General features: G+C 72.5%; 19 protein-coding genes. 5 read left to right on the forward strand and 14 right to left on the reverse strand.

The genetic code is table 11. The annotated features are described in order from the left end of the window. Position 1: 1 nt before the first annotated feature. The gene (locus tag ABTY04_RS30760; RefSeq protein ID WP_352216695.1) at positions 2 to 1,660 is read right to left on the reverse strand and encodes a PKD domain-containing protein; all 1,659 of its coding nucleotides are present in this window, start codon (positions 1,658 to 1,660) and stop codon (positions 2 to 4) included. Between the two features lie 101 nt (positions 1,661 to 1,761). Then, the gene (locus ABTY04_RS30765) at positions 1,762 to 2,376 is read right to left on the reverse strand and encodes a TetR/AcrR family transcriptional regulator (RefSeq protein ID WP_352216696.1); all 615 of its coding nucleotides are present in this window, start codon (positions 2,374 to 2,376) and stop codon (positions 1,762 to 1,764) included. A 102-nt stretch (positions 2,377 to 2,478) separates the two neighbouring features. Here ABTY04_RS30765 and wrbA point away from each other — a divergent pair, with 102 nt between their 5' ends. Then, positions 2,479 to 3,084, forward strand: a complete 606-nt coding sequence (wrbA, locus tag ABTY04_RS30770) for an NAD(P)H:quinone oxidoreductase (protein ID WP_352216697.1) — start codon at positions 2,479 to 2,481, stop codon at positions 3,082 to 3,084. 64 nt (positions 3,085 to 3,148) lie between these two features. On the opposite strand, the gene ABTY04_RS30775 is transcribed toward wrbA, so the two are convergent. Further along, on the reverse strand, positions 3,149 to 5,929 hold the full coding sequence (locus tag ABTY04_RS30775) for an ATP-binding protein (protein ID WP_352216698.1): 2,781 nt from the start codon (positions 5,927 to 5,929) through the stop codon (positions 3,149 to 3,151). 109 nt (positions 5,930 to 6,038) lie between these two features. Between ABTY04_RS30775 and ABTY04_RS30780 the strand changes: the two genes are divergently transcribed. Both ABTY04_RS30780 and ABTY04_RS30785 read left to right on the forward strand, forming a co-directional pair. Further along, entirely contained in the window at positions 6,039 to 6,536 is a 498-nt protein-coding gene (locus ABTY04_RS30780) for a hypothetical protein (protein WP_352216699.1), read from the forward strand. Between the two features lie 233 nt (positions 6,537 to 6,769). Further along, on the forward strand, positions 6,770 to 7,246 hold the full coding sequence (locus tag ABTY04_RS30785) for a hypothetical protein (RefSeq protein ID WP_352216700.1): 477 nt from the start codon (positions 6,770 to 6,772) through the stop codon (positions 7,244 to 7,246). On the opposite strand, the gene ABTY04_RS30790 is transcribed toward ABTY04_RS30785, so the two are convergent. The 4 genes from ABTY04_RS30790 to ABTY04_RS30805 all read right to left on the reverse strand — a co-directional run bounded on the left by ABTY04_RS30790 (position 7,171) and on the right by ABTY04_RS30805 (position 10,899). Then, positions 7,171 to 8,058: an alpha/beta hydrolase family protein gene (locus ABTY04_RS30790; RefSeq protein WP_352216701.1), complete on the reverse strand. Its 888-nt coding sequence runs from the start codon at positions 8,056 to 8,058 to the stop codon at positions 7,171 to 7,173. The genes ABTY04_RS30785 and ABTY04_RS30790 overlap by 76 nt on opposite strands. Positions 8,059 to 8,225: 167 nt before the next feature. Further along, positions 8,226 to 9,428, reverse strand: a complete 1,203-nt coding sequence (kynU, locus tag ABTY04_RS30795) for a kynureninase (protein ID WP_352216702.1) — start codon at positions 9,426 to 9,428, stop codon at positions 8,226 to 8,228. Further along, positions 9,421 to 10,266, reverse strand: a complete 846-nt coding sequence (locus ABTY04_RS30800; RefSeq protein WP_352216703.1) for a tryptophan 2,3-dioxygenase family protein — start codon at positions 10,264 to 10,266, stop codon at positions 9,421 to 9,423. The genes kynU and ABTY04_RS30800 overlap by 8 nt, the downstream gene beginning before the upstream one ends. 219 nt (positions 10,267 to 10,485) lie before the next feature. After that, the gene (locus ABTY04_RS30805) at positions 10,486 to 10,899 is read right to left on the reverse strand and encodes a DUF3151 domain-containing protein (protein WP_352216704.1); all 414 of its coding nucleotides are present in this window, start codon (positions 10,897 to 10,899) and stop codon (positions 10,486 to 10,488) included. 200 nt (positions 10,900 to 11,099) lie between these two features. Here ABTY04_RS30805 and ABTY04_RS30810 point away from each other — a divergent pair, with 200 nt between their 5' ends. Continuing rightward, positions 11,100 to 12,383, forward strand: a complete 1,284-nt coding sequence (locus ABTY04_RS30810; RefSeq protein WP_352216705.1) for an IS701 family transposase — start codon at positions 11,100 to 11,102, stop codon at positions 12,381 to 12,383. A gap of 78 nt (positions 12,384 to 12,461) precedes the next feature. Here the strand turns inward: ABTY04_RS30810 and ABTY04_RS30815 are convergent, their stop codons facing one another. The 7 genes from ABTY04_RS30815 to ABTY04_RS30845 all read right to left on the reverse strand — a co-directional run bounded on the left by ABTY04_RS30815 (position 12,462) and on the right by ABTY04_RS30845 (position 18,953). Further along, the gene (locus ABTY04_RS30815; RefSeq protein ID WP_352216706.1) at positions 12,462 to 12,848 is read right to left on the reverse strand and encodes a hypothetical protein; all 387 of its coding nucleotides are present in this window, start codon (positions 12,846 to 12,848) and stop codon (positions 12,462 to 12,464) included. A gap of 238 nt (positions 12,849 to 13,086) precedes the next feature. Next, complete coding sequence (fbaA, locus tag ABTY04_RS30820) at positions 13,087 to 14,109, reverse strand: class II fructose-bisphosphate aldolase (protein ID WP_352216707.1); 1,023 nt, start codon at positions 14,107 to 14,109, stop codon at positions 13,087 to 13,089. A 225-nt stretch (positions 14,110 to 14,334) separates the two neighbouring features. Further along, positions 14,335 to 14,874, reverse strand: a complete 540-nt coding sequence (gene pyrE / locus ABTY04_RS30825; RefSeq protein ID WP_352216708.1) for an orotate phosphoribosyltransferase — start codon at positions 14,872 to 14,874, stop codon at positions 14,335 to 14,337. 21 nt (positions 14,875 to 14,895) lie between these two features. Continuing rightward, positions 14,896 to 15,693, reverse strand: a complete 798-nt coding sequence (locus tag ABTY04_RS30830) for an aldose epimerase family protein (protein ID WP_352216709.1) — start codon at positions 15,691 to 15,693, stop codon at positions 14,896 to 14,898. Positions 15,694 to 15,713: 20 nt separating this feature from the next. Then, positions 15,714 to 16,583: an SRPBCC family protein gene (locus ABTY04_RS30835; RefSeq protein WP_352216710.1), complete on the reverse strand. Its 870-nt coding sequence runs from the start codon at positions 16,581 to 16,583 to the stop codon at positions 15,714 to 15,716. Positions 16,584 to 16,630: 47 nt separating this feature from the next. After that, positions 16,631 to 18,271: a polyamine aminopropyltransferase gene (locus ABTY04_RS30840; RefSeq protein WP_352216711.1), complete on the reverse strand. Its 1,641-nt coding sequence runs from the start codon at positions 18,269 to 18,271 to the stop codon at positions 16,631 to 16,633. Between the two features lie 139 nt (positions 18,272 to 18,410). After that, a complete protein-coding gene (locus ABTY04_RS30845) occupies positions 18,411 to 18,953 on the reverse strand; it encodes a DUF2617 family protein (protein ID WP_352216712.1) in 543 nt (180 codons plus the stop codon). Between the two features lie 710 nt (positions 18,954 to 19,663). Between ABTY04_RS30845 and ABTY04_RS30850 the strand changes: the two genes are divergently transcribed. Continuing rightward, on the forward strand, positions 19,664 to 20,881 hold the full coding sequence (locus ABTY04_RS30850) for a pyridoxal phosphate-dependent aminotransferase (protein ID WP_352216713.1): 1,218 nt from the start codon (positions 19,664 to 19,666) through the stop codon (positions 20,879 to 20,881). Positions 20,882 to 21,068 lie beyond the last annotated feature (187 nt).

A 21,068-nucleotide genomic window follows, 5' to 3' on the forward strand; every position in this document is an offset into this window, starting at 1 on the left:
GCTACTTGGACTCGTAGTACCCGAACAGGTCCACGACGAGGTCGACGTTGTGGTCGCTCTGGTTCCAGAAGTCGACGATGCCGTGGTCACCGGCGCTCGCCTGAACCAGGTTGGGGACGGTTTTGTACGCCGTCCAGTTCAGCGTGGAGGACACCGGGCGCTCCGGCCGGCCCTGGGTGCCCTTGATGTAGTCGTCCCAGCTGTTCGGGTCCGGGGCGACGGAGAGGAAGCCCGCGCTGATCGTGTTGGTGACCGTCGCGTTCAGCACGTAGCCCTCGACGCCCTGCTCCTCAGGGGTCATGAACATGTGCAGGTAGCCGCGTGCGGGCGCCGGGCCGCCGTTCCAGTCACTCTGACGCGTGTCGAGCCACCGGGAGGGGCTGATCGGCAGGAACGCCGACTTGCTGTCGGGGCTGTAGTAGCCGACGACGTCGACGACGACGTCGGCGCCCTTCCAGCTGCCGTTGCGGATGTTGATCTCGCCGTCCGCGCCGACCGGCACGATCACCGAGTTGGCGATGGTCTGACCGGCGCCGAAGTTCACGCTGGACGTGGTCGGAGCCGTCTGCCCGCTCGGGAACACGGTCAGGTGGCCGGCCGCCTGCGGGTCGGTCACGGTCACGTTGAGCGCGACGGCGGTGACCCCCTTCGGGACGCGCCCGCGCTCGGCGATCTGGACCCCGAAGGTGCCGTAGCCCGGGACCTGGCCCTTCGACGTGCCGAAACCCTCACGGGTGTCGACGAACCGGGAAGGTGCCAGCGAGGTGTAGCCGCTGGACGAGGTGCGGGTGAAGTACCCGGTCACGTCGGCGATCAGGTCCACCGGCGCCCAGCCGCCGTTGACCAGCTCCACGTACCCGTCGTTGCCGACCTGCACGATCACCTGGTTCGGAACCGACTGACCGGCTTCGTAGTTGAGGTTCGAGGTGTTCGGCTGCTTGTAACCGCTGCCAGGGAACACCGTGACGTGACCGGCTTCGGTGGTGTCGGTGACGGTGACGTTGAGGACCACGGCCGTGACGCTGGCCGGGATCTGGGCGTTGCCGGCGATCTTCACGCGGACGGTGCCCTTCCCGGGGACCTTGGCCTTCGCCGTGCCGGTGCCGTCCCGGGTGTCCAGCAGCCGGGTCGGGGCGTGCGGAGTGAAGTCGGAGCCCGGTGTGCGGATCGACAGCTGGTTTTCCGCCTGGACGTTGTTGACGGCGTCGGTCACGGTGACCGTGATCGTGTAGTCGCCGGTCTTCTTGTAGACGTGGGAGTTCGCCAGAACGGTGCTGCCGGAGGCCTGCGCCGAGTCCGTGGTCCCGTCACCCCAGGCGATGGTGACGGAGAGCGGGGTGGCAGCGCTGGTGATGGTGGTCTTGAGCTCGAGCCCGCGCGCGTTGTGGCTCGTGGCGCCGAGGCCGATCTTCAGGTCCGGGTTGCCCGCGGCGGCCTGCGCCGGAGCCTGTGCCTGTGCCTGCGGAGCCGCGGCCGCCTTCCCCTGGGCGGCGGGCAGCGCGCTGCGGACTGTACGGTCGGCCGGGCTGGCGAAGGTCTGGACGTTGGCCGCCTTGGCCTTGGCCAGGTCCGGCTGCGGAGCGGACGCCGCGCGGGCGGCGGGCGCGACCGGGTCGGCCGCGTGGGCCGTTCCGGATACGAGGCTTACACCCGCCGCCACGAGGGCAGCGGAAAACATGAGACGGCGACGGAGCACCGTTCCCCCCTAGGCCTGGTGCGAACCTTGAACTGGTTCGAAATCCTGCTCAGCGTACCGACCCGTCAGTGGCTTGATCCACTGGGTTCCCGCCCGGCGCCGAGCAGGGCGTCGATGCCCGCCTTGATCTGCCCGATCGGCACGTCCCGCGCCGCTAGGTGCTCGAACAGGCTCGGCACGAACGGCGCGAGCAGCAGATGCGCCAGGACCGCCGCATCCGCGTCCGGGCGCGTCTGGCGCGCCAGCAGGGCGACGTGCGTGTGCATGGTCAGGTAGGCGCCGCTGGCGTACCGGGCGCCCGGCGACGCGGCCTCGGCCGCGGCCATCACGGCACGCTGTCCGACGAGCCGTTCGGCCAGCGTGTGCAGGAAGGCGCGCAGCCGGACGGCGGGCGGTGCATCAGGGCCGAGCGGGGCGGGCCCGCTCATGAAGGCCTCCTGGAAGCGCCGCTCGTCGTCGTCGAGCAGCGCGAACAGCAAGCTGCTCACGTCGCCGAAGCGGCGGTAGACCGTGCCGACACCCATGCCCGCGGCGCGGGCGACGGCGTTCATGGTCACGGCATCCGGCCCCTGCTCGGCGACCAGCCGCGCCGCCGCGTCCAGGATCTTCCGCCTGTTCCTGGTGGCGTCCGCGCGCTCGGGCGGGGCCTGCCCCGTGACCGGGAGTTCGATGCGGCTCATACCCCGAGGCTACCGGACGCCCTTGCCAAGCGGATTGCTATCCGTTTTACTCTCACTCGTCGAACCGGATAACAATCCAGTTAGCCACAGGGGGTCCTCGCCATGGGTGCCAAGGTCGCGGTCATCTACTACTCGTCCACCGGAAACGTCCACGAGCTGGCCAAGGCCGTGGCCGAAGGCGCCGAGAAGGCGGGCGCCGAGGTCCGCCTGCGCCGGGTGCCCGAGCTCGCCCCCGAAGCGGCCGTCGATTCCAACCCGGCGTGGCGCAAGCACGTCGAGGACACCCAGGACGTCGAGGTCGCCACCCTGGACGACCTCGTCTGGGCGAACGCGTACGCGATAGGCTCGCCGACCCGGTACGGCAACATCGCGGGCCAGCTGAAGCAGTTCCTCGACACCACGGGCGGCCTCTGGCAGCAGGGCGCCCTCGCCGACAAGCCGGCCACCGGTTTCACCAGCGCCCACAACGCGCACGGCGGCAACGAGTCCACGCTGCTCGCCCTCTACAACACCTTCCACCACTGGGGCTCGGTCATCGTGGCTCCCGGCTTCACCAGCCCGGTCGTCTTCGGCGCCGGCGGCAACCCGTACGGCACCTCGCACCCGGCCGGCAGCGGCGCCGTCAGCGAGGAGACCCTGATCGCCGCCCGCTACCAGGGCGAGCGCCTCGCCACCTTCGCCACCCGCCTGGCGGCGACCGCCCCGTAGGGCAGAGTCCGGCCGGTCGTCCTGATGCCGGGCGGGACCGGCACCGGCCGGTCCCGTACTTCGGTCAGCGGCCGGCCCAGCGAGCCGCCAGTTCCGTCCGGTTGGCACAGCCGAGCTTGGCCAGGATGCTGCGGACGTGGCTTTCCACCGTGCGTTCGGAGATGACCAGGCCTTCGGCGATCTGACGGTTCGTAAGGGCAGTCAGGGCCACGAGCTCGGCGACCTGGAGCTGGCGCGGGGTGAGCCGGCCGGTGCCGGCTCGCAGGGCGGCGATGTCGCCGATGAGCCGCACCGCAGCGGCGGAGGGGCCCGGCAGGTCGAGTTGGCCGGCGATCGCCAGGGCCTCCCCGGCGAGGGCCGCCGCTTCCGCGAGGGCACCCGCGCCGGACCGGAGTGCGGCGAGGTCCAGGCAGGTCAGCGCCACGAACGGCCGTGCACCGAGGGCCCGGTTGCGGGCCAGCGCCTCGCGCAGCAGCTCCTCGCCCTGCGCCGGACGGCCTGCGGTCAGCGCGAGAACGCCGAGTTCGCGGCTGACCGAGCCCGAGAAGTAGGCCGTGGGTGTGCCGAGCGCTCCCGGATACGGCCGGAACAGCACGAGCTGGTCGTACACGAGCCGTGCGGACTCCGCATCGCCGGCCAGCCGGACCAGGTCGACCAGGTTCAGCAGCACCGCAGGCCATGGCGGGTTCGTCATCGGGATCGGAAGCAGCGGGCGCAGCTGGTCATAGGCCTCCCGCGCCTCGTCCAGCCGCCCGGCGAGGAACAGCCCCCGTGCCCGCGCGGACAGCAGCAGCGGGTGTCGCGGCGCCCGGTCGAGGTCGCTCCACATCTCCTCGGGCAGTTCCGCGGCGTCGCCGCGCACCCAGGCCAGCTGCTGGTGCAGTACGTAGCTCATGACGATCGCGGACTGGTCCCCGCTGGCCCGGGCGAGCCCCGTCGCCTCCGCGTTGCAGCTGCGGGCCTCGGCGAACCGTCCTTGCTGCACGGCGCGGGCCGCACTCACCCGCAGCAGGTGCCAGCGGGCCAGCGGCAGCGCGGAACGGGCCACCACCGCCTCGATGCCGCGGATCGCGTCGTCCACCAGTTCCGGCCGGCCCAGCAGGTATCCCGCCTGCACGCGCCACTGGTGGCCCAGGACGACGGCGAGCGGATCCCCCAGCTGCTCGGCGCGCGACACGGCCAGCTCGCCCAGACGCAGGCGTTCGGCGGTGTCGTCGGGATGGGCCAGGGTCATCTGCACCGCTCGGACGGCGTCGAGTTCGGCCCGGAGGTCACCCGTGGCCCCGGCCAGTTCGAGGGCGGCGCGGGCGTACCCGGCCGCCTCCTCGGGTGCGTCGAGTTCGGCCGAGGCGGTGGCGAGCTGGGCGAGCAGCCGGGCACGCATCGCGTCCGGCAGGTCCGGGACGGCCAGCGCCGCCCCGCACAGCCGGGTGAGGGCCTGCGCGGCCCGGGGGAACGTGACGCCCTGCAGGACCAGGGCGACCTCGGCGAGCAGGGCCGGCCGGCCGCTTGCCTCCGCCGCGCCGGACGCTTCGTCGCAATGGCGCAGGCAGACGTCGTAGTGCCCGGCGAGGTACTCGGCGCGAGCCAGTTCGATGAGCGCCGGAGCCCGCTGCGGGTCCGCCGCATCGAGTACGGCGGCGGCGTCCGCCAGGTGCCGGGCGGCATCCGCGTAGGCGTGCCGTTCGCGCGCCAGGTCCGCGGCGATCCGGGACCAGTGCGCCGCGGCGGCGCGGTGACCGGGCTCCGTGCCCGCCTGTCGCCAGTGCGCCGCGATACGGGCCGCCTCGGCAGGGTTTCCGGCCTGCTCCAGTGCCCGCGCGGCGGCCCCGTGCAGCGCACGGGCGGTCGCAGGCGCGGTCCGGCCGAGCACCTCGTCGCGCACCAGGTCATGGGTGAAGCGGTAGGTGCGTCCGGCACCGGGGGTCGCTTCCGCGGTGAGGACCCCCGCGTGCCAGGCCGCTTCCAGCGCCTGCGCGACGGCGGTCTCACCCGGTTCGGGCAGGACCGCGGCGAGCTGAGTGGTGTCCAGCCGCTCGCCGAGCACGGCCGCGGCCCGTACGACGTCGCGCTGCTCGTCGGTGAGCCCTGCCAGCAGGCCGCTGACGACGCTGGCGAGACTGCTCGCATGCGTGCGCAGCGCAGCGACGAGCAGGGGCACCCCGCCCGTCCGCCGGTACGACTCCGCCGCCTCCGCCTCGCCGACGCACCGCGCGACCTCCTCCCGGGTGAAGGGCGCCAGACGCAGGGTGTCGGCCCCGTACCGGCCCAGGTCCGCGAGGGCTCCGGCGGCTTCGTCGGGCACCGGTTCCCGGATGGTGCCGAGTACGAACAGCCCGGACTCGGCGACCTCGCCGGTCAGCTGCCACAGCAGGTCGAGGCTCGCGGCGTCGGCCCAGTGCAGATCTTCCAGCAGGACGGCCAGGGGGCGTTCGGCGGCCGTCGCGGCCAGCGCCTCGCACATCCGGGCCAGCTCCAGGAACTGCGCCGCCGCCGCGTCGGCCGGCGCCATCGCACTCCACGGCTGCTGCCCCGCTGCTGCGCCCGTCTGCGGCGGCTCGGCGGTCCGCGGTCCGGGGATCCCGGTGGTGGCTCCGGCAAGGCGCAACGCGCGCTGCCAGGGCCACAAGGGCGGTGCCACCGCGCCCCTGGGGCAATGGCCCCGTGCGATGGTGAACCGCGCGGGAGCGGCATGGCGGCGCAGCGCCTCGGCCGCGAGGGTGCTCTTGCCGATGCCTGCCGGCCCTGCGAGCAGCACCACGGATCCGGAGCCCCGCCCCGCGGCTTCGATCCGCTGGGCAAGGATCGCCAACTCCGCTGCCCTGCCTACGAATTCGATTCCCACTCCGGCAGTATCCCGCAGCACGCACGACGGCGTCCGTCCTCGATTGCGTACCGCGATTCAGTGGTGGTACGGACGACCCGGACCGTCTGCGGGGGCGACCGTGGCCCACATGAAACGAGCACTCCTCGCCGCCATGGTCGCGGCCGCAGTCCTGGCCGTGGCCGGCTGCGACAACCCGTTCGAGGACGACCCGGCTCCGCGCACACCCGACCCGGCGACGTCCGCCCCGAAGACGCCCGAACCCAACAATCCGGGTACCAAGAGCCCTGGCCGCAAGGTTCCCGTCCCCGTCCCGAAGCCCGAGTCGCCGAAGCCCGTGCCGCCGAAGCCGTGGGTCCCGAGGGGGCCGGCAACGCTCACCGGCTGCGGAACCTTCGCCCAGTACTCCGATTGCACCTTCCAGGGCAGCAACTTCAAACCGGGAGAGAAGATCTACTTCCTCCGCGACGGATCCCCCCTCCCCGACCTCACGGCCGACAAGGAAGGCCGCTTCACCCACGTCTCCGCCGGCAGCCTGCGCACCGGCGCCCACACCTACACGGCCCGCGGCGCGCAGTCCGGGGTGACGGCTCGCACCACGGTCCGGGTGACCCCGGTGTACTTCTGACGGGCGGCGGGCGGCGGGGCTTTACGCCCCCGCGGCCCAGCCGGCGAAATCGGCCCAGGCCGTGGGGGCCACGGCCAGGGCCGGGCCGGGCCGGGCCGGGCCGGGCCGGTGAGGTTCTCGTATGCCGCTGAGCAACTCAAACGGTCTCCAGCGCATGGCGCGCCTTCCCGTACTTCTCACCTATCAAGTCCGATACGTGGAAAACGGTGGACCTGAGCCATCACGCTTGGGCCATGAACACAGAACGTAACGCGCCCAACTCCCCTGCGCCCAGCTGGATTCCGGACACCGGCATCGGAATCCGCAAGGCCGGCGTGCTATTTGACGCGGTACGTGTGGACGGTGACACAGGACGCAGCCTGGCCGATCTCCTCGCCAAGCTCACTGGCGGTGACCCCGGGCCGATCGTCGTCCAGGCCAACGGGCGGCGGCCCGTGTACTTCCTGATCCCGGTCGGGAGCGCCGCCCACCGGGTCTGGCCGGCGGGCTTCACACGACTGGCGTCAGGGCCGCGCCGGACCACGTACATCCCCGTCCCGGCCCTCGACGGCGCCTGGCCGCTGGCCTGGCTGTGTCCGCCGACGCGGGAGGACCGGTTCGTGCACGCCCTGCTGCTGTACCGCGCCGCAGGCCTCTACCAGGCCAGCTGCGAGATCTCCTCGGCCACCACCGCACAGGCGTCGGCGGCCGGGTCGATCAGCGGGAAGTGACCGACGCCGTCCAGCAGGGTCAGCCCCACCGTCTCCCCGGCCTTGGCCGCCGCGGCCACGTACGACTCTGCCACCGACGCCGGGACCACGATGTCGTCCCGGCCGTGGACGACCGTCGTCGCGATCCCGGTCGGCAGCAGGGCGGCCGGATCCGCGAACGGCAGGCGCTCCGCCCACAGTTCGCTCCCGCCCAGCAGCTGCGCGGATGCGCCACCGCACACACCCAGCTCCTCCGAGGCCACGAAGTCCGCGATGGGGGCCAGCGCCACCACGCCGCGCAGCAGCGGCGGGGAAGACAGCCTCCAGGCGGCCGGGGACTCGGGCGGCAGGACGTGCCGGGCGGCCGCCCACAGCGCGAGATGGCCGCCCGCGGAGTGGCCGGTGACGACCGTACGGCGGGTGTCGGCCTGCGGGAGGTGGGCCGGGACCAGTTCCGGGAGGGCGTCCATCGCGGCGGCGACGTCGTCGAAGGTCTCCGGCCAGCGGCCGGCCACCGCTCCCCCGGATCCCTGGACCGGCAGGGAACTGCCGCGCCGGTACTCGACGTTGGCGACGGCGAAACCCCGCCGGGCCAGGAAGTCCGCGAGGGGCGTGATGTGCTGCCGGTCGTACGGGGCCCGCCACGCGCCCCCGTGCAGGACCACGACGAGCGGCGCCGGACCGGCCGCCTCCGGCTCACCGTGCGGGGCGTAGAAGTCGATGACCTGGTCGGGGTGGTCCCCGTACGACCCGGTGGCGTCCGGGGCGACCGGCGGGTGGGCGAAGGCCGAGGCGGCCTCAGCGGCGTCCCGTTCGACTGCGGGGTCCGTCATCGGCTCAACCTCTCGGTAACGCGTGGGACTGGTGTTCCGGCAGAGCGGGACCGTATCAGGCCGGAACGGGAACGTCCGTGGTGGGCCGCGGCCGAGGCCGGGATATGCCGGGGGCGGACGGAGCCGAAGCCCCGTCCGCCCCCTAGCCGTGACGTTTCGCCCCTACGTCACCCGAAAATGTGACCCAGTGTCCGGGCCGCACGCTCCGCGTCGGCGAACCCGACGTAGAGCGGGGTGAAGCCGAAGCGCAGGACGTCCGGGGCGCGGAAGTCACCGATCACGCCCCGGGAGATCAGGTCGTCCATCGCCTCGCGGGCGTTCTCGGTGCGCAGCGAGACCTGGCTGCCGCGCCGGTCGTGCTCGGCCGGGGTGACCGACTCGACCTTGCCGGCCGGGACGTACGCCGCAACGCACTCCAGGAAGAAATCGGTCAGGGCGAGGGACTTGGCCCGTACGGCTTCCACCGAGACCCCGTCCCAGGCGTCGAGCGCCGCTTCCAGGGCCAGCATGGACAGGATGTCCGGAGTACCGACCCGGCCGCGTACCGGGCCGGCGGCCGGGGCGTAGTCCGGGGTCATCGCGAAGGGGTCCGCGTGGCCGTTCCAGCCGGGGAGCGGGGAGTCGAAGGCGGCCTGGTGGCGTTCGGCGATGTACAGGTACGCCGGGGAGCCGGGGCCGCCGTTCAGGTACTTGTACGTACAGCCGACCGCGAGGTCGACGGCGTGCTCGTCGAGGTTGACGGGGAGGGCGCCGGCCGAGTGGCAGAGGTCCCAGACGGTGACGGCCCCGGCGGCGCGCGCCGCCGCGGTGAGGGCCGGGAGGTCGTGGAGGCGGCCGGTGCGGTAGTCGACGTGGTTGAGGAGGACGACGGCGGTGTCCTCCCCCATCGCCTCGGCCGCGTGGGACGGGTCGACCGGGGTGACGGTGAGTCCGGTCATCCGGGCGGCCGACTCGGCGATGTAGCCGTCGGTGGGGAAGGTGGACGCGTCGACCAGCAGCCGCGTGCGGCCGGGGCGGGCCAGGCGGGCGGCGCCGACCAGGGCCTTGAACAGGTTGACGCTGGTGGAGTCGCCGACGACCGTCTGGCCGGGGGCCGCGCCGATGAGCGGGGACAGCTTGTCGCCGATCCGCTCGGGCGCGGTCCACCAGGTGCCGGTGCTCCAGGACTGGATGAGCTCGGTGCCCCACTCGTGGGTGATGACCTGCGCAATGCGCTGGGCGACCCCGGTCGAGAGCGCGCCGAGGGAGTTGCCGTCCAGGTAGACGACGCCGTCGGGGAGGGTGAAGCGGTCACGGAGCTTGCCGAGCTCGTCGGCGGTGTCCAGTTCCGCGGCGCGGGCGGCCAGGTCGGCCGTCTTCGGCTCAGACATGGCTGCGCGCCGTCCACAGCTCGGGGAACACGTTCTTCGCGGCGCGCTTCTCCAGCCAGGTCACGCCGGCCGAGCCGCCCGTGCCGGTCTTGGCGCCCATCGCGCGGCGGGTGGCGACCAGGTGGTCGTTGCGCCAGCGCCAGACGAGCTCCGCGACGTCCGTGAGGACCTCGCCGAGGCGGTGCAGGTCGAGCTCGGCGTCGGGGTCGGCGTACAGGGAGGTCCAGACGGCCTCGACCTCGGGCGAGGGCTCGTACCGCTGGGAGAGGTCGCGGTCCAGGACCGCCTGCGGGACCGGCAGGCCGCGGCGGGCCAGCAGGCGCAGGACCTCGTCGTAGAGGCTGGGCTCGTGGAGGGCCTTCTCCAGCTCCGCGTGGACGCGCGGGGCGCCGCGGTGCGGGACGAGCATGGAGGCCGACTTGTCGCCGAGCAGGAACTCCATCCGGCGGTACATCGCCGACTGGAATCCGGAACCCTCGCCGAGGGCGGCGCGGTAGGCGTTGAACTGGCCCGGGGTGAGCTGGGCGAGTGGGCGCCAGGAGGAGTTGAGGGCCTCCAGTTCGCGGAGGGATCGTTTCAGCGCATCCATCGCGACGGGGATGCGGTCCTCGCGGAGGGCCTTCGCAGCCGTCTCCCATTCGTGGACGATGACCGTGAACCACAGCTCCATGACCTGGGTCGTCACCAGGAAGACCATCTCGCCCGGGTCGTCCGAGCGCAGGTGCTGGAGGTGGGTGAGGACGTCCGCCTGGACGTAGTCCTCGTACGGGGTCGTGCCGTCGAAGTCGAGGTTCGGGGTGTCCGAACCGGCTCCGGAGGCATCAAGGGTGTTCGACATCGCTGTCTCCTCGACACGTGCTTCCGGGTAGCGGTCCGCTCCTTCCGATGGGTGAGTGGAGCCCCGGTCCCCTGTCCGCATCATAGGACCGGTTGCCGGACCCGCTCCAATGGGATGTGACCGGGGTCACGGTTACTTTTCGGACACCACGGCCGGCCGGGGCCCGGGTGCGGGACCCGGCCCCGACCGCGTGCGGGTGGGTGCGTCCGTGCGTACGGATCAGGCGCCGAGGGTGTCCGCCGCCGTCTCCGACGAGTCACGCAGGAAGGTCGAGCAGCGCTCGAACTCTTCCTTCTCGCCGATCGCCCCGGCCGCCCGGGACAGTGCGTACAGGGCGCGCAGGAAGCCGCGGTTCGGCTCGTGCTCCCACGGCACCGGACCGTGGCCCTTCCAGCCCGCGCGGCGCAGGGCGTCGAGGCCGCGGTGGTAGCCCGTCCGCGCGTACGCGTACGACTCGACGGTGCGGCCGGCGGCGAACGCCTCGTCGGCGAGGGTCGCCCAGGCGAGGGAGGAGGACGGGTGTGCGGCGGCCACCTCGACGGCGGGCGTGCCCGCGGCGAGGGCCTCGCGGCCCGGCTCGTCGGGGAGGTGGGTGGGGGCGGGGCCCCCGAGCAGGTTCTGGTGAATGGACATGCACCAAGTCTGGGGTATCGGGCCCCTCCCGCGACGCGGCGGCACCGCGTACGGGCGGTGGTCCAACCACCCCTGGGGCTCCCGCGGGTGGGCGGTGGTGGGCGCCCCACCACCGGTCCGCCCAGCCGTGTGCCCTGCCCACCTCCCCGGGAAGGGCGGCCCGGACCGACGGTAGGAGGGCCATCGGCGAAGGGGGAGACGTGAACACCAGCACCGGCACCAGCACCAGCAGCGCGAACAGCGGCACGTACCGGGGTGTCCGGGCGGCGCGACGGGAGCTCGTCGACGAGGCCGCCGAGGATCTGTGCTCGGCGGTGTTCACCTCCCTGCGGCGCAGGGACCAGCGGGAGCGCGGACGCCAGTACGTGCGCGGGCTGCTCGCCGCTCAGGGCCGCAAGTCGATCCGGAACATCGCGCAGCAGATGGGCGCGGGTGCGGGCGGCGCGGCGGCGGCGGAGCAGAGCCTGCACCACTTCATCGCGGCGTCGACATGGGACTGGCAGCCGATCCGCGCGGCGCTGTCGCAGTACCTGGGGCAGACGGCCCCGCTCAACGCCTGGGTGGCGCAGCCGATGGCGATCCCGAAGGGCGGGGAGCACTCGGTGGGGGCGGGGCACCGCTTCGACCCGCACCGGGGGCAGATGTTCCGCGGGCAGCAGGCGTTCGGGATGTGGTTCACGTCGGCGGGGATGGTCACGCCGGTGGGGTGGCGGCTGTTCCTGGACGAGGAGCCGGAGGCTCCGGCCGGTGCGCCCGAGCCGGACGCGCCGGACACGTCGTACGAGGGCTACGAGGAGTGCGCGGTGACGGCCGTGCTGGACACCCTGCGGGAGTCGCGGGAGTCGGGCGTGGCCACGCGGCCGGTGGTGCTGGACATCCGGGACATCGCGACGCGGGCCACGCTGAACCGCTTCGCGCAGGCGCGGGTACCGGTGGTGGGGCGGATCAGCCCCGAGGCGCGGCTCCTGGTGACGGATCCGCGGCTGCCGGGCTTCGGCGCGGGGACGCTGGCCGCGCGGGACATCCTCCAGAACGTCAGGGGGCTGCGGATGCCGGTCGAGTGGCCCGACCCGGAGATGCCGGGGGCACGGCGGACGTCACTGGTGGCGGCGGTGCGGGTGATGGTGCCGGATCCGGCGCCGGGGCGGCGGCGCGAGGTACTGCTGTTCGGCGAGTGGGAGGCGGCCCGGCGGCTGCCGACGCAGCTGTGGGTGACGGACATGGTGCGCACGGAGCCGGGGGCGCTGGTGCGGATGACGAAGACGGCGCACAGGGTGTCGGCGGCGGCCGGCGTGAGCGTGCAGGACGTCGGCCTCCGGGACTTCTCGGGCCGCTCGCTGCCGGGCTGGCACCGCCACGTGACCCTCGCGTCGGTGGCACACGCGGCGCGCTGCCTGGCTCCGGTGGCGGCACCCCCGGTCCCCGTGCGGCACAGCCCGGTGCGCCGCACCCGCGCGCACGCGGCGGTCCTGGCCGGCCGCTGATCCGGGGGCCGGGGCCGGGCCGGGGCCGGGGCTCACCGGCCCCCGCCCACGCCTCGGCCGCGCCGGCCTCGCCCGGCGTCACCTGCGGTGAGGCCGGTGGTAGCTGGGGCTGGGAGTGGGTGTCTGGGCATTCGGCGCCTGGACGACCTTGCAGTTCACGAAGGTGAAGTTCTGGTCCTCGTTGACGGCGAGAACGGTGTAGTCGACGTTCTTCTGGAAGCGCTTCAGCAGGAAGTGCCCGGTGTCGTCCACGTTCAGGCGCTCGGTTGTTTCGCCGTCGTTGAGGTTCCGCGGGGCCGAGAAGCCCTCGCCGGAGATGGTGACGTACGTCCCGTTCGCGGCGGGTGTGACCGTGCAGCTCGCAGAAGGTGCCGCACCGGCGGCCGGCGCGAGGGCGATCGCACCGGACATGACGAGCGGAAACGCGGACAGCGCAACCACTGCGCGTCGGATGTGCAGATGCATGATGGTGCTCCCATCAGGGAGAAGCCGGGAATTGCGGGCCGCAGAACTGTCGGCGCTCACCGCCACGGCGGTGACTGGAGGCCGGAAGGCGACCGCTCGTCCATCCTCGCTCGCCCTCCCGGAGGTGTCGACCGGAGCGACCGGCCGCGGTACGGCGCCGCCACTACGCCGAAGGGCCCGGCCCGCCGTCGCGAGACGGCGGGCCGGGCCCTTCGGCCGTGATGGGTGCGGCTGGGTACTACTTCAGCTTCGTGCCCGTCGAGCGCAGGTTCGCGCACGCCTCGGTGACGCGCTTGGCCATGCCCGCCTCGGCGAGCTTGCCCCAGGTGCGCGGGTCGTAGGTGGACTTCTTGCCGACCTCGCCGTCGACCTTCAGGACACCGTCGTAGTTGCGGAACATGTGGTCCGCGACCGGGCGGGTGAAGGCGTACTGGGTGTCGGTGTCGAGGTTCATCTTCACGACGCCGTTCTCCAGCGCGGTGGCGATCTCCTGCTCGGAGGAGCCGGAGCCGCCGTGGAAGACGAAGTCGAACGGGCTGCTCTTGCCGTACTTCTCGCCCACACCCTGCTGCAGGTCCTTCAGCAGCTCGGGACGCAGGACGACGTTGCCCGGCTTGTAGACGCCGTGGACATTGCCGAAGGAGGCGGCCAGCAGGTAGCGGCCCTTCTCGCCCAGGCCCAGGGCCTCGGCAGTGCGGATCGCGTCGTCGACGGTGGTGTACAGCTCGTCGTTGATCTCGTGGGTGACGCCGTCCTCCTCGCCGCCGGTCGGGGTGATCTCGACCTCAAGGATGATCTTCGCAGCGGCGGCCTTGGCGAGCAGCTCCTGGCCGATGGCCAGGTTGTCCGCCAGGGTCTCGGCGGAGCCGTCCCACATGTGCGACTGGAACAGCGGGTTCAGACCCTTGGCCACACGCTCGGCGGAGATGTCGAGGAGCGGGCGGACGTAGCCGTCCAGCTTGTCCTTGGGGCAGTGGTCCGTGTGCAGCGCGACGGTGACGTCGTACTTCGCGGCAACGATGTGCGCGAACTCGGCCAGGGCGACCGCGCCGGTCACCATGTCCTTCTTGTACTGGCCACCCAGGAACTCCGCACCACCGGTGGAGATCTGGATGATGCCGTCGCTCTCGGCCTCCGCGAAGCCGCGCAGTGCAGCGTGCAGGGTCTGGGTCGAGGTCACATTGATCGCCGGGTAGGCAAACTTGCCTGCCTTCGCCCGGTCGAGCATCTCGTTGTAGACCTCGGGGGTTGCGATGGGCATCTGTCCGCTCCTTGGATGTGCGGGGAGTGTGCGATTGCTGGCCCTGACCTGGGGGCGACGTAACCGTCGGGCTCATCTTTCCAGACTCCGCGCGACACTCCACCCGTGCCGGGTGAGCCGTTTCACGTGAAACATTCCGCCCGGCCGGGAAAGGGCAGGTCAGGACCTGTGCCCGGAGTCCCGGGGACCTCAGTCACCAGTTCTCCGGGCGGCCAGAATGCGAGATCAGGCCAGGTCGAGGTCGTCGAGCCGGTACCCGGTGAGGTAGGGAAGGCCCGCCTCGGCAATGGCGTCCGCTGCCCCGCGGTCCACGATCGTGGCGACGGCGACGACCTCGCCGCCGGCCTCGCGGACGGCCTCGACGGCGGTCAGCGGGGACCCGCCGGTGGTCGAGGTGTCCTCGACCACCAGGCAGCGCTTGCCCTTCACGTCGGTGCCCTCGATACGGCGCTGCATGCCGTGCGCCTTCTGCGCCTTGCGGACGACGAACGCGTCGAGGCGTCCGCCGCGCGCCGCGGAGGCGTGGAGCATCGAGGTCGCGACGGGGTCGGCGCCCAGGGTCAGACCGCCGACGCAGTCGAAGTCCAGGTCGGCGGTGAGGTCGAGCATGACCTGGCCGACCATCGGGGCCGCCTCGCCGTCCAGGGTGATCCGGCGGAGGTCGATGTAGTAGTCGGCCTCCTTGCCGGAGGAGAGGATCACCTTGCCGTGCACGACGGCCTTGTCCTTGATCTGCTGCAGAAGCGCATCGCGTACGTCACTCATGCCCCTGAGCTTAAAGGCGGCTCAGGAGAGCCGGCGCCAGGTCCAGGTCATGGAGATCTCCAGCGGGTCCACCGGGCTGACCAGGCGCGGCAGGGTGTTCAGCCCGTTCGGCGGGCCGGACTGCGGCTCCACGCAGACGGCCTCGGGCTGCTCGTCGTACACGACCACCCATTCGGCCCGGCTGGTGATCTTCAGTTCGAACGCGCCGGGCCAGGTGAGGGTGGCGTCGACGCCCTCCGGCATGCCGAAGCAGTCGTCCCAGGGGCCGGGCAGCGGGTCGGTGCGCTTGCCGGTGGGTAGGTGGTCGGCGCCGCGCCCCTCCTGCCATGCGGGCGCGAAATCGAGGCGTACGTCCTCCCCGGTCCCCACGCCGGTGCCGAGGTTGCGGTGGAACCAGGGGTGCCAGCCCGCCTGGGCGGGGAAGGAGTCGCCGTACGTCTCCACGCCCATGCTGAGGGTCAGCGAGTCGGGGGCCAGCTCGACGATCTGGGTGACCCGGCCCTGGTGCGGCCAGGGCTCGGCGAGGTCGTACGTGAACGCGGCCTCCGTGCCGGTGACGCGGGCGGGGCGCCAGGGGGCGTCGCGGCCGAAGCCGTGGATGGCGTGCGGCGGCTGGTTGACAGGCATCTGACGCAAGACGGCCCCGTCCTGGAACTGCCCGTTCGCAATGCGTCCGCACCACGGGACCATCGGGAAGCATCCGTAGTGGTGGCCTTGGCGCAGCAGCTCCGTGCCGTCGATGCGCAGGCTGCTGATCCGGCAGCCGTTCTCCTGGTCGACGGTCACTTCGGCGCCGCCCGCGGTCAGTTGCGTACTCATGCGCCGACTCTAACGAGGGGTCAGCGGCGTCGGCGCAGGGCTCGTCCGACCACGACCGCCGAGGCCAGCGCCAGGGCGGCGGCCGGGGCGATCCAGCGCAGGTTCGCGCCGGCGCCGGAGGCCGCGGGGGCCGGGACGGGGGCGTAGCGCCCGCGCGGGGGTGCGTGGTCCACTTCCTCGGCGCTGCGTCCGATCATGGTGCGGCGGGCGTGGGCGGCCTCGGCGGGGGGCTGCGCGGCCGCGCCGAACGCCTCGATGTCCCCGATGTCGCCGATCTGGCCGAAGTCGGGGAGCCCCTCGAAGTCGCCGTCCATGAAGGGTTCCAGGGGCGCGGGCGGTACCTCGGTGTCGAAGACGGACGCGGTGACCTCCGTACCGCCGTCGTCCCCGTCCTCCGGGTCGGGCGCGTCGCCCTCCGCCTCCTCGGCCTCGGCGATGACGTCGGTCACCGGCTCCCCCGCCCCGGCCAGCGCCGCGAGCTGCCCGGCGGCCCGGTCCAGGAGCCGCCGGAGGGCGGTGGCGGTGGCCTCCGGAGGGAAGGCGGCGGCCCGCCCGTCGGCGGCGCCCTCGGCGGTGAATTCCACCCGGGTCCCGTCGTCCACCGGGATCAGCAGCAGCCCGAGCGCCAGCTTGACGGTGCCGCTGCCGCGGATCTCCGTGCCCTCGCCGGCCACGGTGAAGCGGTCCGGATCCCGTTCGGTGACGGACAGGGCCCCGCGATAGGTGACGGTGTTCCCGCCGACGCGCAGTTTGAGGCGGCCGGACACGGGCCCGGACGCCGCGTCGGCGTCCTGCTGGAGCCCGGGTACGCAGCGGGCCACCCGGGCGGGGTCGCGCAGCACGGCGCGGATGCTGTCTGCCGGTACCGGAACGAACACCTGATGCTCCATGTGGTCGAGCCTACCGACGAGAGGCCCTCCGGCACCCGGTCCGGCACCTACGAATACCGCGGGTGCGGGAGAGTCGACGGCGGCAGGCCCGCCATCCGCGTGCGTTCCGCATCGCGCGCGGAGTCCTTCAGGGACTGCGTGGTCAGTGAGCGCAGCCCCGGCGTGTCGCGGTCCACGCGCAGTTCGGGGGCCTTGTCCCGGCCGGCCAGTACGAAGCCCCAGTCCTGCGGCGGCGTGTCGGCCGTCCCGGGGCTGCGGTCGGGCCCGGCGGCGAAGCCGGAGAGCCGGCCACCCGCGCTGTAGGGCGCGGTGCGCAGCCCGGCCGCGCGCAGGGTGGCCTCGACCGTCCAGTACGTGCGCGGGCGCGTGGCCAGCGGTCCCGCGTGCACGGCGATCCGCCCGCCGGGGCGCAGGGCGCGCGCGGCGAGCCCGTAGAACTCCTGCGAGTAGAGCTTCGTGCTGGGCGTGATGCCCGGGTCAGGGAGGTCGGAGACGATCACGTCGTACCGGCCCCGGGCGGCCGGCTGCCGCAGCCAGCGGAACGCGTCCCGCGTGACGACCCCGAGGCGCGGGTCCTCGTACACCCGGCCGTTGAGCGCGGACAGCATCGGGTCGGTGCGGGCGAGCCGGACCACCCCGGGGTCGAGCTCGACGACGGTGACCGAGACGACGTCCCGGTAGCGCAGCACCTCGCGGGCGGCGAGCCCGTCGCCGCCGCCGAGGACCAGGACCCGGGCGTGCGGGCCGGTCATGGCGGGGTGCACGAGGGCCTCGTGGTAGCGGTACTCGTCGTAGCCGCTGACCCTCAGCCGGCCGTCGAGGAACAGGTCGAGGGAGCGCGGGGAGCCGGTGGCGGGCCCGGTCAGTACGAGCTCCTGGACCCCGGTCTGCTGCGCGACCCGGACCTCGCCTCCGTAGACGGCGCGTCGCGCGACCCGCTCGAAGTCGTCGGCGAGGAGGGTCGCGCAGGCGAGGAGGGCCAGCACCGTGAGGTTCGCGGCGATCAGCAGCCAGCGGGAGCGGGGGCTCAGGTCGCAGCGGAACAGCCACAGGATGAGGCCCGCGCCGACGATCGCGTTGACGGTGCCGGTCAGCATGGCGCCGGTGAGCTGGCCGAGCACCGGCAGCAGCAGGAAGGGGAAGGCCAGCCCGCCGACCAGGGCGCCCACGTAGTCGGCGGCGAACAGGTCGGCGACGGCGACGCCCGCGTCCTGTCTGCGGATGCGCTGGATGAGGACCATCAGCAGCGGGATCTCGGCGCCGATGAGCACGCCGATCGCGAAGGAGAAGGCCACGAGCGCGGGCTGCGACTCCCCCAGCCAGGCGAAGCTCGCGTACAGCGCCATCGCCGACAGCCCGCCGAGCAGCGCGAGGCCCGCCTCGATGACGGCGAATCCGAAGGCGGGCCGTCCGCGGAGCCGTTTCGCCAGGAGGGAGCCGACGCCCATCGCGAAGACCATGACGGACAGCACGACGGATGCCTGGGTAACGGAATCGCCGATCAGGTAGGAGCCCAGGGCGAGCAGCTCCAGCTCGTACACGAGCCCGCAGGCGGCGCAGACGAACACGGTGGCCAGGACGAGGAGTCGGCCGGTCCGGGGCCGTACGGGCAGGGCGGCCGGGAGGGCCGCCCTGCCCCCCGGCTCCGGGGCCGGGAGCACCCGGCGCGGGACGGAACGGTCGATCATGAAGCGAACCGTACGTCACCATCCACTCGCATTCCGTCACCCACATGGGTGCAAGTGACGTACTGTTCCAGCCGGTTGGCGTAACCCTGTGAAACTTCCCGCGGCGCCCGCGCCCCGGGAGGCCCAGTCCAGTCCGGCCCTACCGCGCGTCGATCTCCGGGGCCTCGGCGGGTGCACCCGTCCGCGCACCGACCCTCGTACGAGTGGCCACCAACTGGCCTTCCTGCGGGTACGCGTGCCAGGTCCGCCAGCGCACCTGCCCCTCGTGGCGCTGCGCGAGCAGGGCGGTGAAGGCGTGCGGGCTGCCGGGAAAGGTTCCGGCCAATCCGTTCGGGTGATCTGCGACCAGCGCGAGCAGCTCCTGCGCGCGCCCCGCGAAGGAGCCCTGCGACAGGGTCTCGACCCGTGCGGCGAACTCGTACTCCCAGTCGCCCATCCGCTTGGCCACACCGAGCGGCAGCGGCGTACTGCTGCCGGGCATGCAGGCGACCGTTTCCGAGCAGAGCACTCCACCGTCCTCCAGGAGCACCTGGTGCGAGGCTCCGAGCAGGCGCAACTCGACTTTTGCGCCCGCCAGTTCGAGGTTCAGTACGGCCAGGGCGGGCAGCCGGTCCCGACCCAGGGCCCAGGCCAGATCGGCGGCACGCGTGTCGGTGTAAGTGGTCTGGAGGGTCGTGAGCATGAGTCGGCTCCGCAAACGCGCGAGGGAGATGAGCCGGGGCCCGCCAGCGGTAGTCAACGGGTGGGGGACACCGGCACGGGTCCACAGGAAGTCCAGGAAGGTCCGAGGACTGGTCTACTCAACCGAGGGAATCATGAAAGGCACGGCACTCACAGCGTTTTTACCCAACTTGATTGGGTTTACATCCCCTCGGGGGCTACACAGTTCACGTGTTCAACCACGGGCGTCCCGTGCTTCACCCCACGGCGGATCCGAAGCCCGGACATGAGGGCGCCCGACGGCGTTCACCACCGCCGGGCGCCCCCCGCGTACGCGGCGCCGGCTGCCCCGTGTCAGCTGGAACCGCCACACCCTCCACCGCCGCAGGACGACGATCCGCCGCAGGACGAGGAGGAGCCGCAGGACGAGGACGAACCGCAGGAGGACGACGAACCGCCGTCTCCCGCCCACCACGAAGAGCCCGACCCGGAGCCGGAGTCCGAGCCGGTCCAGGCGCGCGCCACCCTCTTCACGAGGAACACGACGCCCAAGATGACCAGCGCCACGAGAAACAGACCGAAGAAAGACATGACCACCAACCCCCGTTCATCGAGCCGGTCCCCCAAGGTGCGGACCGTGTCCGTCCGCGGGCCGGGCCCGCGTGAAGGGGGGATGCCCGCAGGCCACCCGGGCCAAAGCACACTTGAGCAAGTCCAGAGGTTCCCCCCAGGATGGCGCCCATGAGCGCACCCGTGGGCGGCAGCCGCCCCTTCCTGAACCGCCGCCTCGCGTCCTTCGGTACGACGATCTTCGCCGAGATGTCGGCCCTGGCCGCCCGCACCGGGTCCATCAACCTCGGCCAGGGCTTCCCCGACACGGACGGCCCCGCCGAGATCGCCGAGGCCGCCTCCCGCGCCGTGCTCTCGGGCCTGGGCAACCAGTACCCGCCGGGCCCCGGCATCCCGGAGCTGCGCACCGCGATCGCGCAGCACCAGCAGCGGTTCTACGGCCTGTCCCATGACCCGGACACCGAGGTCCTGGTCACCGCGGGCGCGACGGAGGCCATCGCCGCCTCCCTGCTCGCCCTGCTCGAACCGGGTGACGAGGTCATCGCCCTGGAGCCGTACTACGACTCGTACGCGGCCTGCATCGCGATGGCCGGCGCCACCCGTGTCCCGGTCACCCTGCGCCCGCACGCCTGGGGGTCCCCCCCGGCGGTAGCCGAGGGGGCGTTCACCCTCGACCTCGACGAACTGCGTGCCGCGGTCACCCCGCGCACCCGCCTGCTGCTGCTGAACACCCCGCACAACCCGACGGGCACGGTCCTGACCCCGGCCGAGCTCGCGGCGGTCGCGGAGCTGGCGGTGGAGCGCAACCTCCTCGTCGTCACGGACGAGGTGTACGAGCACCTGGTCTTCGAGGGCGCGCACGTCCCGCTGGCCTCGCTGCCCGGCATGCGCGAGCGCACCGTCACCATTTCGAGTGCCGGCAAGACGTTTTCGTTCACGGGCTGGAAGGTCGGCTGGATCACCGCCCCGCCGGAGCTCGTCTCGGCGGTCCGCTCGGCGAAGCAGTTCCTGACGTACGTCTCCTCGGGCCCCTTCCAGTACGCCGTCGCGGAGGCCCTGAACCTCCCCGACAGCTACTACGAGGGCTTCCGTGCCGACCTCGCCGCCAAGCGCGACATCCTCGCCGACGGCCTCACGGCGGCAGGCTTCGAGGTCTTCCGCCCGCAGGGCACGTACTTCATCACCACGGACATCACCCCGCTCGGCGAAAAGGACGGCCTCGCCTTCTGCCGCGCCCTCCCCGAACGCTGCGGCGTGGTCGCCATCCCGAACCAGGTCTTCTACGACGACCGCTCCGCGGGCGCCACCCAGGTCCGCTGGGCCTTCTGCAAGAAGACGGAGGTACTCGCAGAGGCCGCCGACCGGCTGCGGCGGCTGTGAGCAGGGCCGCGCATCCGGGCGACGCCGGGCCGGGGGCCTGATTTCACCGGAGATTCCGGGGGCATTCACGCCCGCGGGGCGGCGATGACCTTTAGGGTGCCCGAGGCTCTCCTCGTCGGGACGGGCGTACTCGCGCAGCGCGGGAAAGACGGGGGTTCATGACGGCGACGGGCAGTGTGCCGGTTTC

It is taken from the genome of Streptomyces sp. NPDC097981 (assembly GCF_040302565.1).
In the GTDB taxonomy this organism is placed as follows: Bacteria; Actinomycetota; Actinomycetes; order Streptomycetales; family Streptomycetaceae; genus Streptomyces.

Bases quoted from the DNA above. Each gene is read 5' to 3' on its own strand.
- ABTY04_RS30765 (WP_352216696.1), bottom strand. From the start codon at position 2,376: ATGAGCCGCATCGAACTCCCGGTCACGGGGCAGGCCCCGCCCGAGCGC.
- wrbA (WP_352216697.1), top strand. From the start codon at position 2,479: ATGGGTGCCAAGGTCGCGGTCATCTACTACTCGTCCACCGGAAACGTC.
- ABTY04_RS30780 (WP_352216699.1), top strand. From the start codon at position 6,039: ATGAAACGAGCACTCCTCGCCGCCATGGTCGCGGCCGCAGTCCTGGCC.
- ABTY04_RS30785 (WP_352216700.1), top strand. From the start codon at position 6,770: ATGAACACAGAACGTAACGCGCCCAACTCCCCTGCGCCCAGCTGGATT.
- ABTY04_RS30790 (WP_352216701.1), bottom strand. From the start codon at position 8,058: ATGACGGACCCCGCAGTCGAACGGGACGCCGCTGAGGCCGCCTCGGCC.
- kynU (WP_352216702.1), bottom strand. From the start codon at position 9,428: ATGTCTGAGCCGAAGACGGCCGACCTGGCCGCCCGCGCCGCGGAACTG.
- ABTY04_RS30800 (WP_352216703.1), bottom strand. From the start codon at position 10,266: ATGTCGAACACCCTTGATGCCTCCGGAGCCGGTTCGGACACCCCGAAC.
- ABTY04_RS30805 (WP_352216704.1), bottom strand. From the start codon at position 10,899: ATGTCCATTCACCAGAACCTGCTCGGGGGCCCCGCCCCCACCCACCTC.
- ABTY04_RS30815 (WP_352216706.1), bottom strand. From the start codon at position 12,848: ATGCATCTGCACATCCGACGCGCAGTGGTTGCGCTGTCCGCGTTTCCG.
- fbaA (WP_352216707.1), bottom strand. From the start codon at position 14,109: ATGCCCATCGCAACCCCCGAGGTCTACAACGAGATGCTCGACCGGGCG.
- pyrE (WP_352216708.1), bottom strand. From the start codon at position 14,874: ATGAGTGACGTACGCGATGCGCTTCTGCAGCAGATCAAGGACAAGGCC.
- ABTY04_RS30830 (WP_352216709.1), bottom strand. From the start codon at position 15,693: ATGAGTACGCAACTGACCGCGGGCGGCGCCGAAGTGACCGTCGACCAG.
- ABTY04_RS30835 (WP_352216710.1), bottom strand. From the start codon at position 16,583: ATGGAGCATCAGGTGTTCGTTCCGGTACCGGCAGACAGCATCCGCGCC.
- ABTY04_RS30840 (WP_352216711.1), bottom strand. From the start codon at position 18,271: ATGATCGACCGTTCCGTCCCGCGCCGGGTGCTCCCGGCCCCGGAGCCG.
- ABTY04_RS30845 (WP_352216712.1), bottom strand. From the start codon at position 18,953: ATGCTCACGACCCTCCAGACCACTTACACCGACACGCGTGCCGCCGAT.
- ABTY04_RS30850 (WP_352216713.1), top strand. From the start codon at position 19,664: ATGGCGCCCATGAGCGCACCCGTGGGCGGCAGCCGCCCCTTCCTGAAC.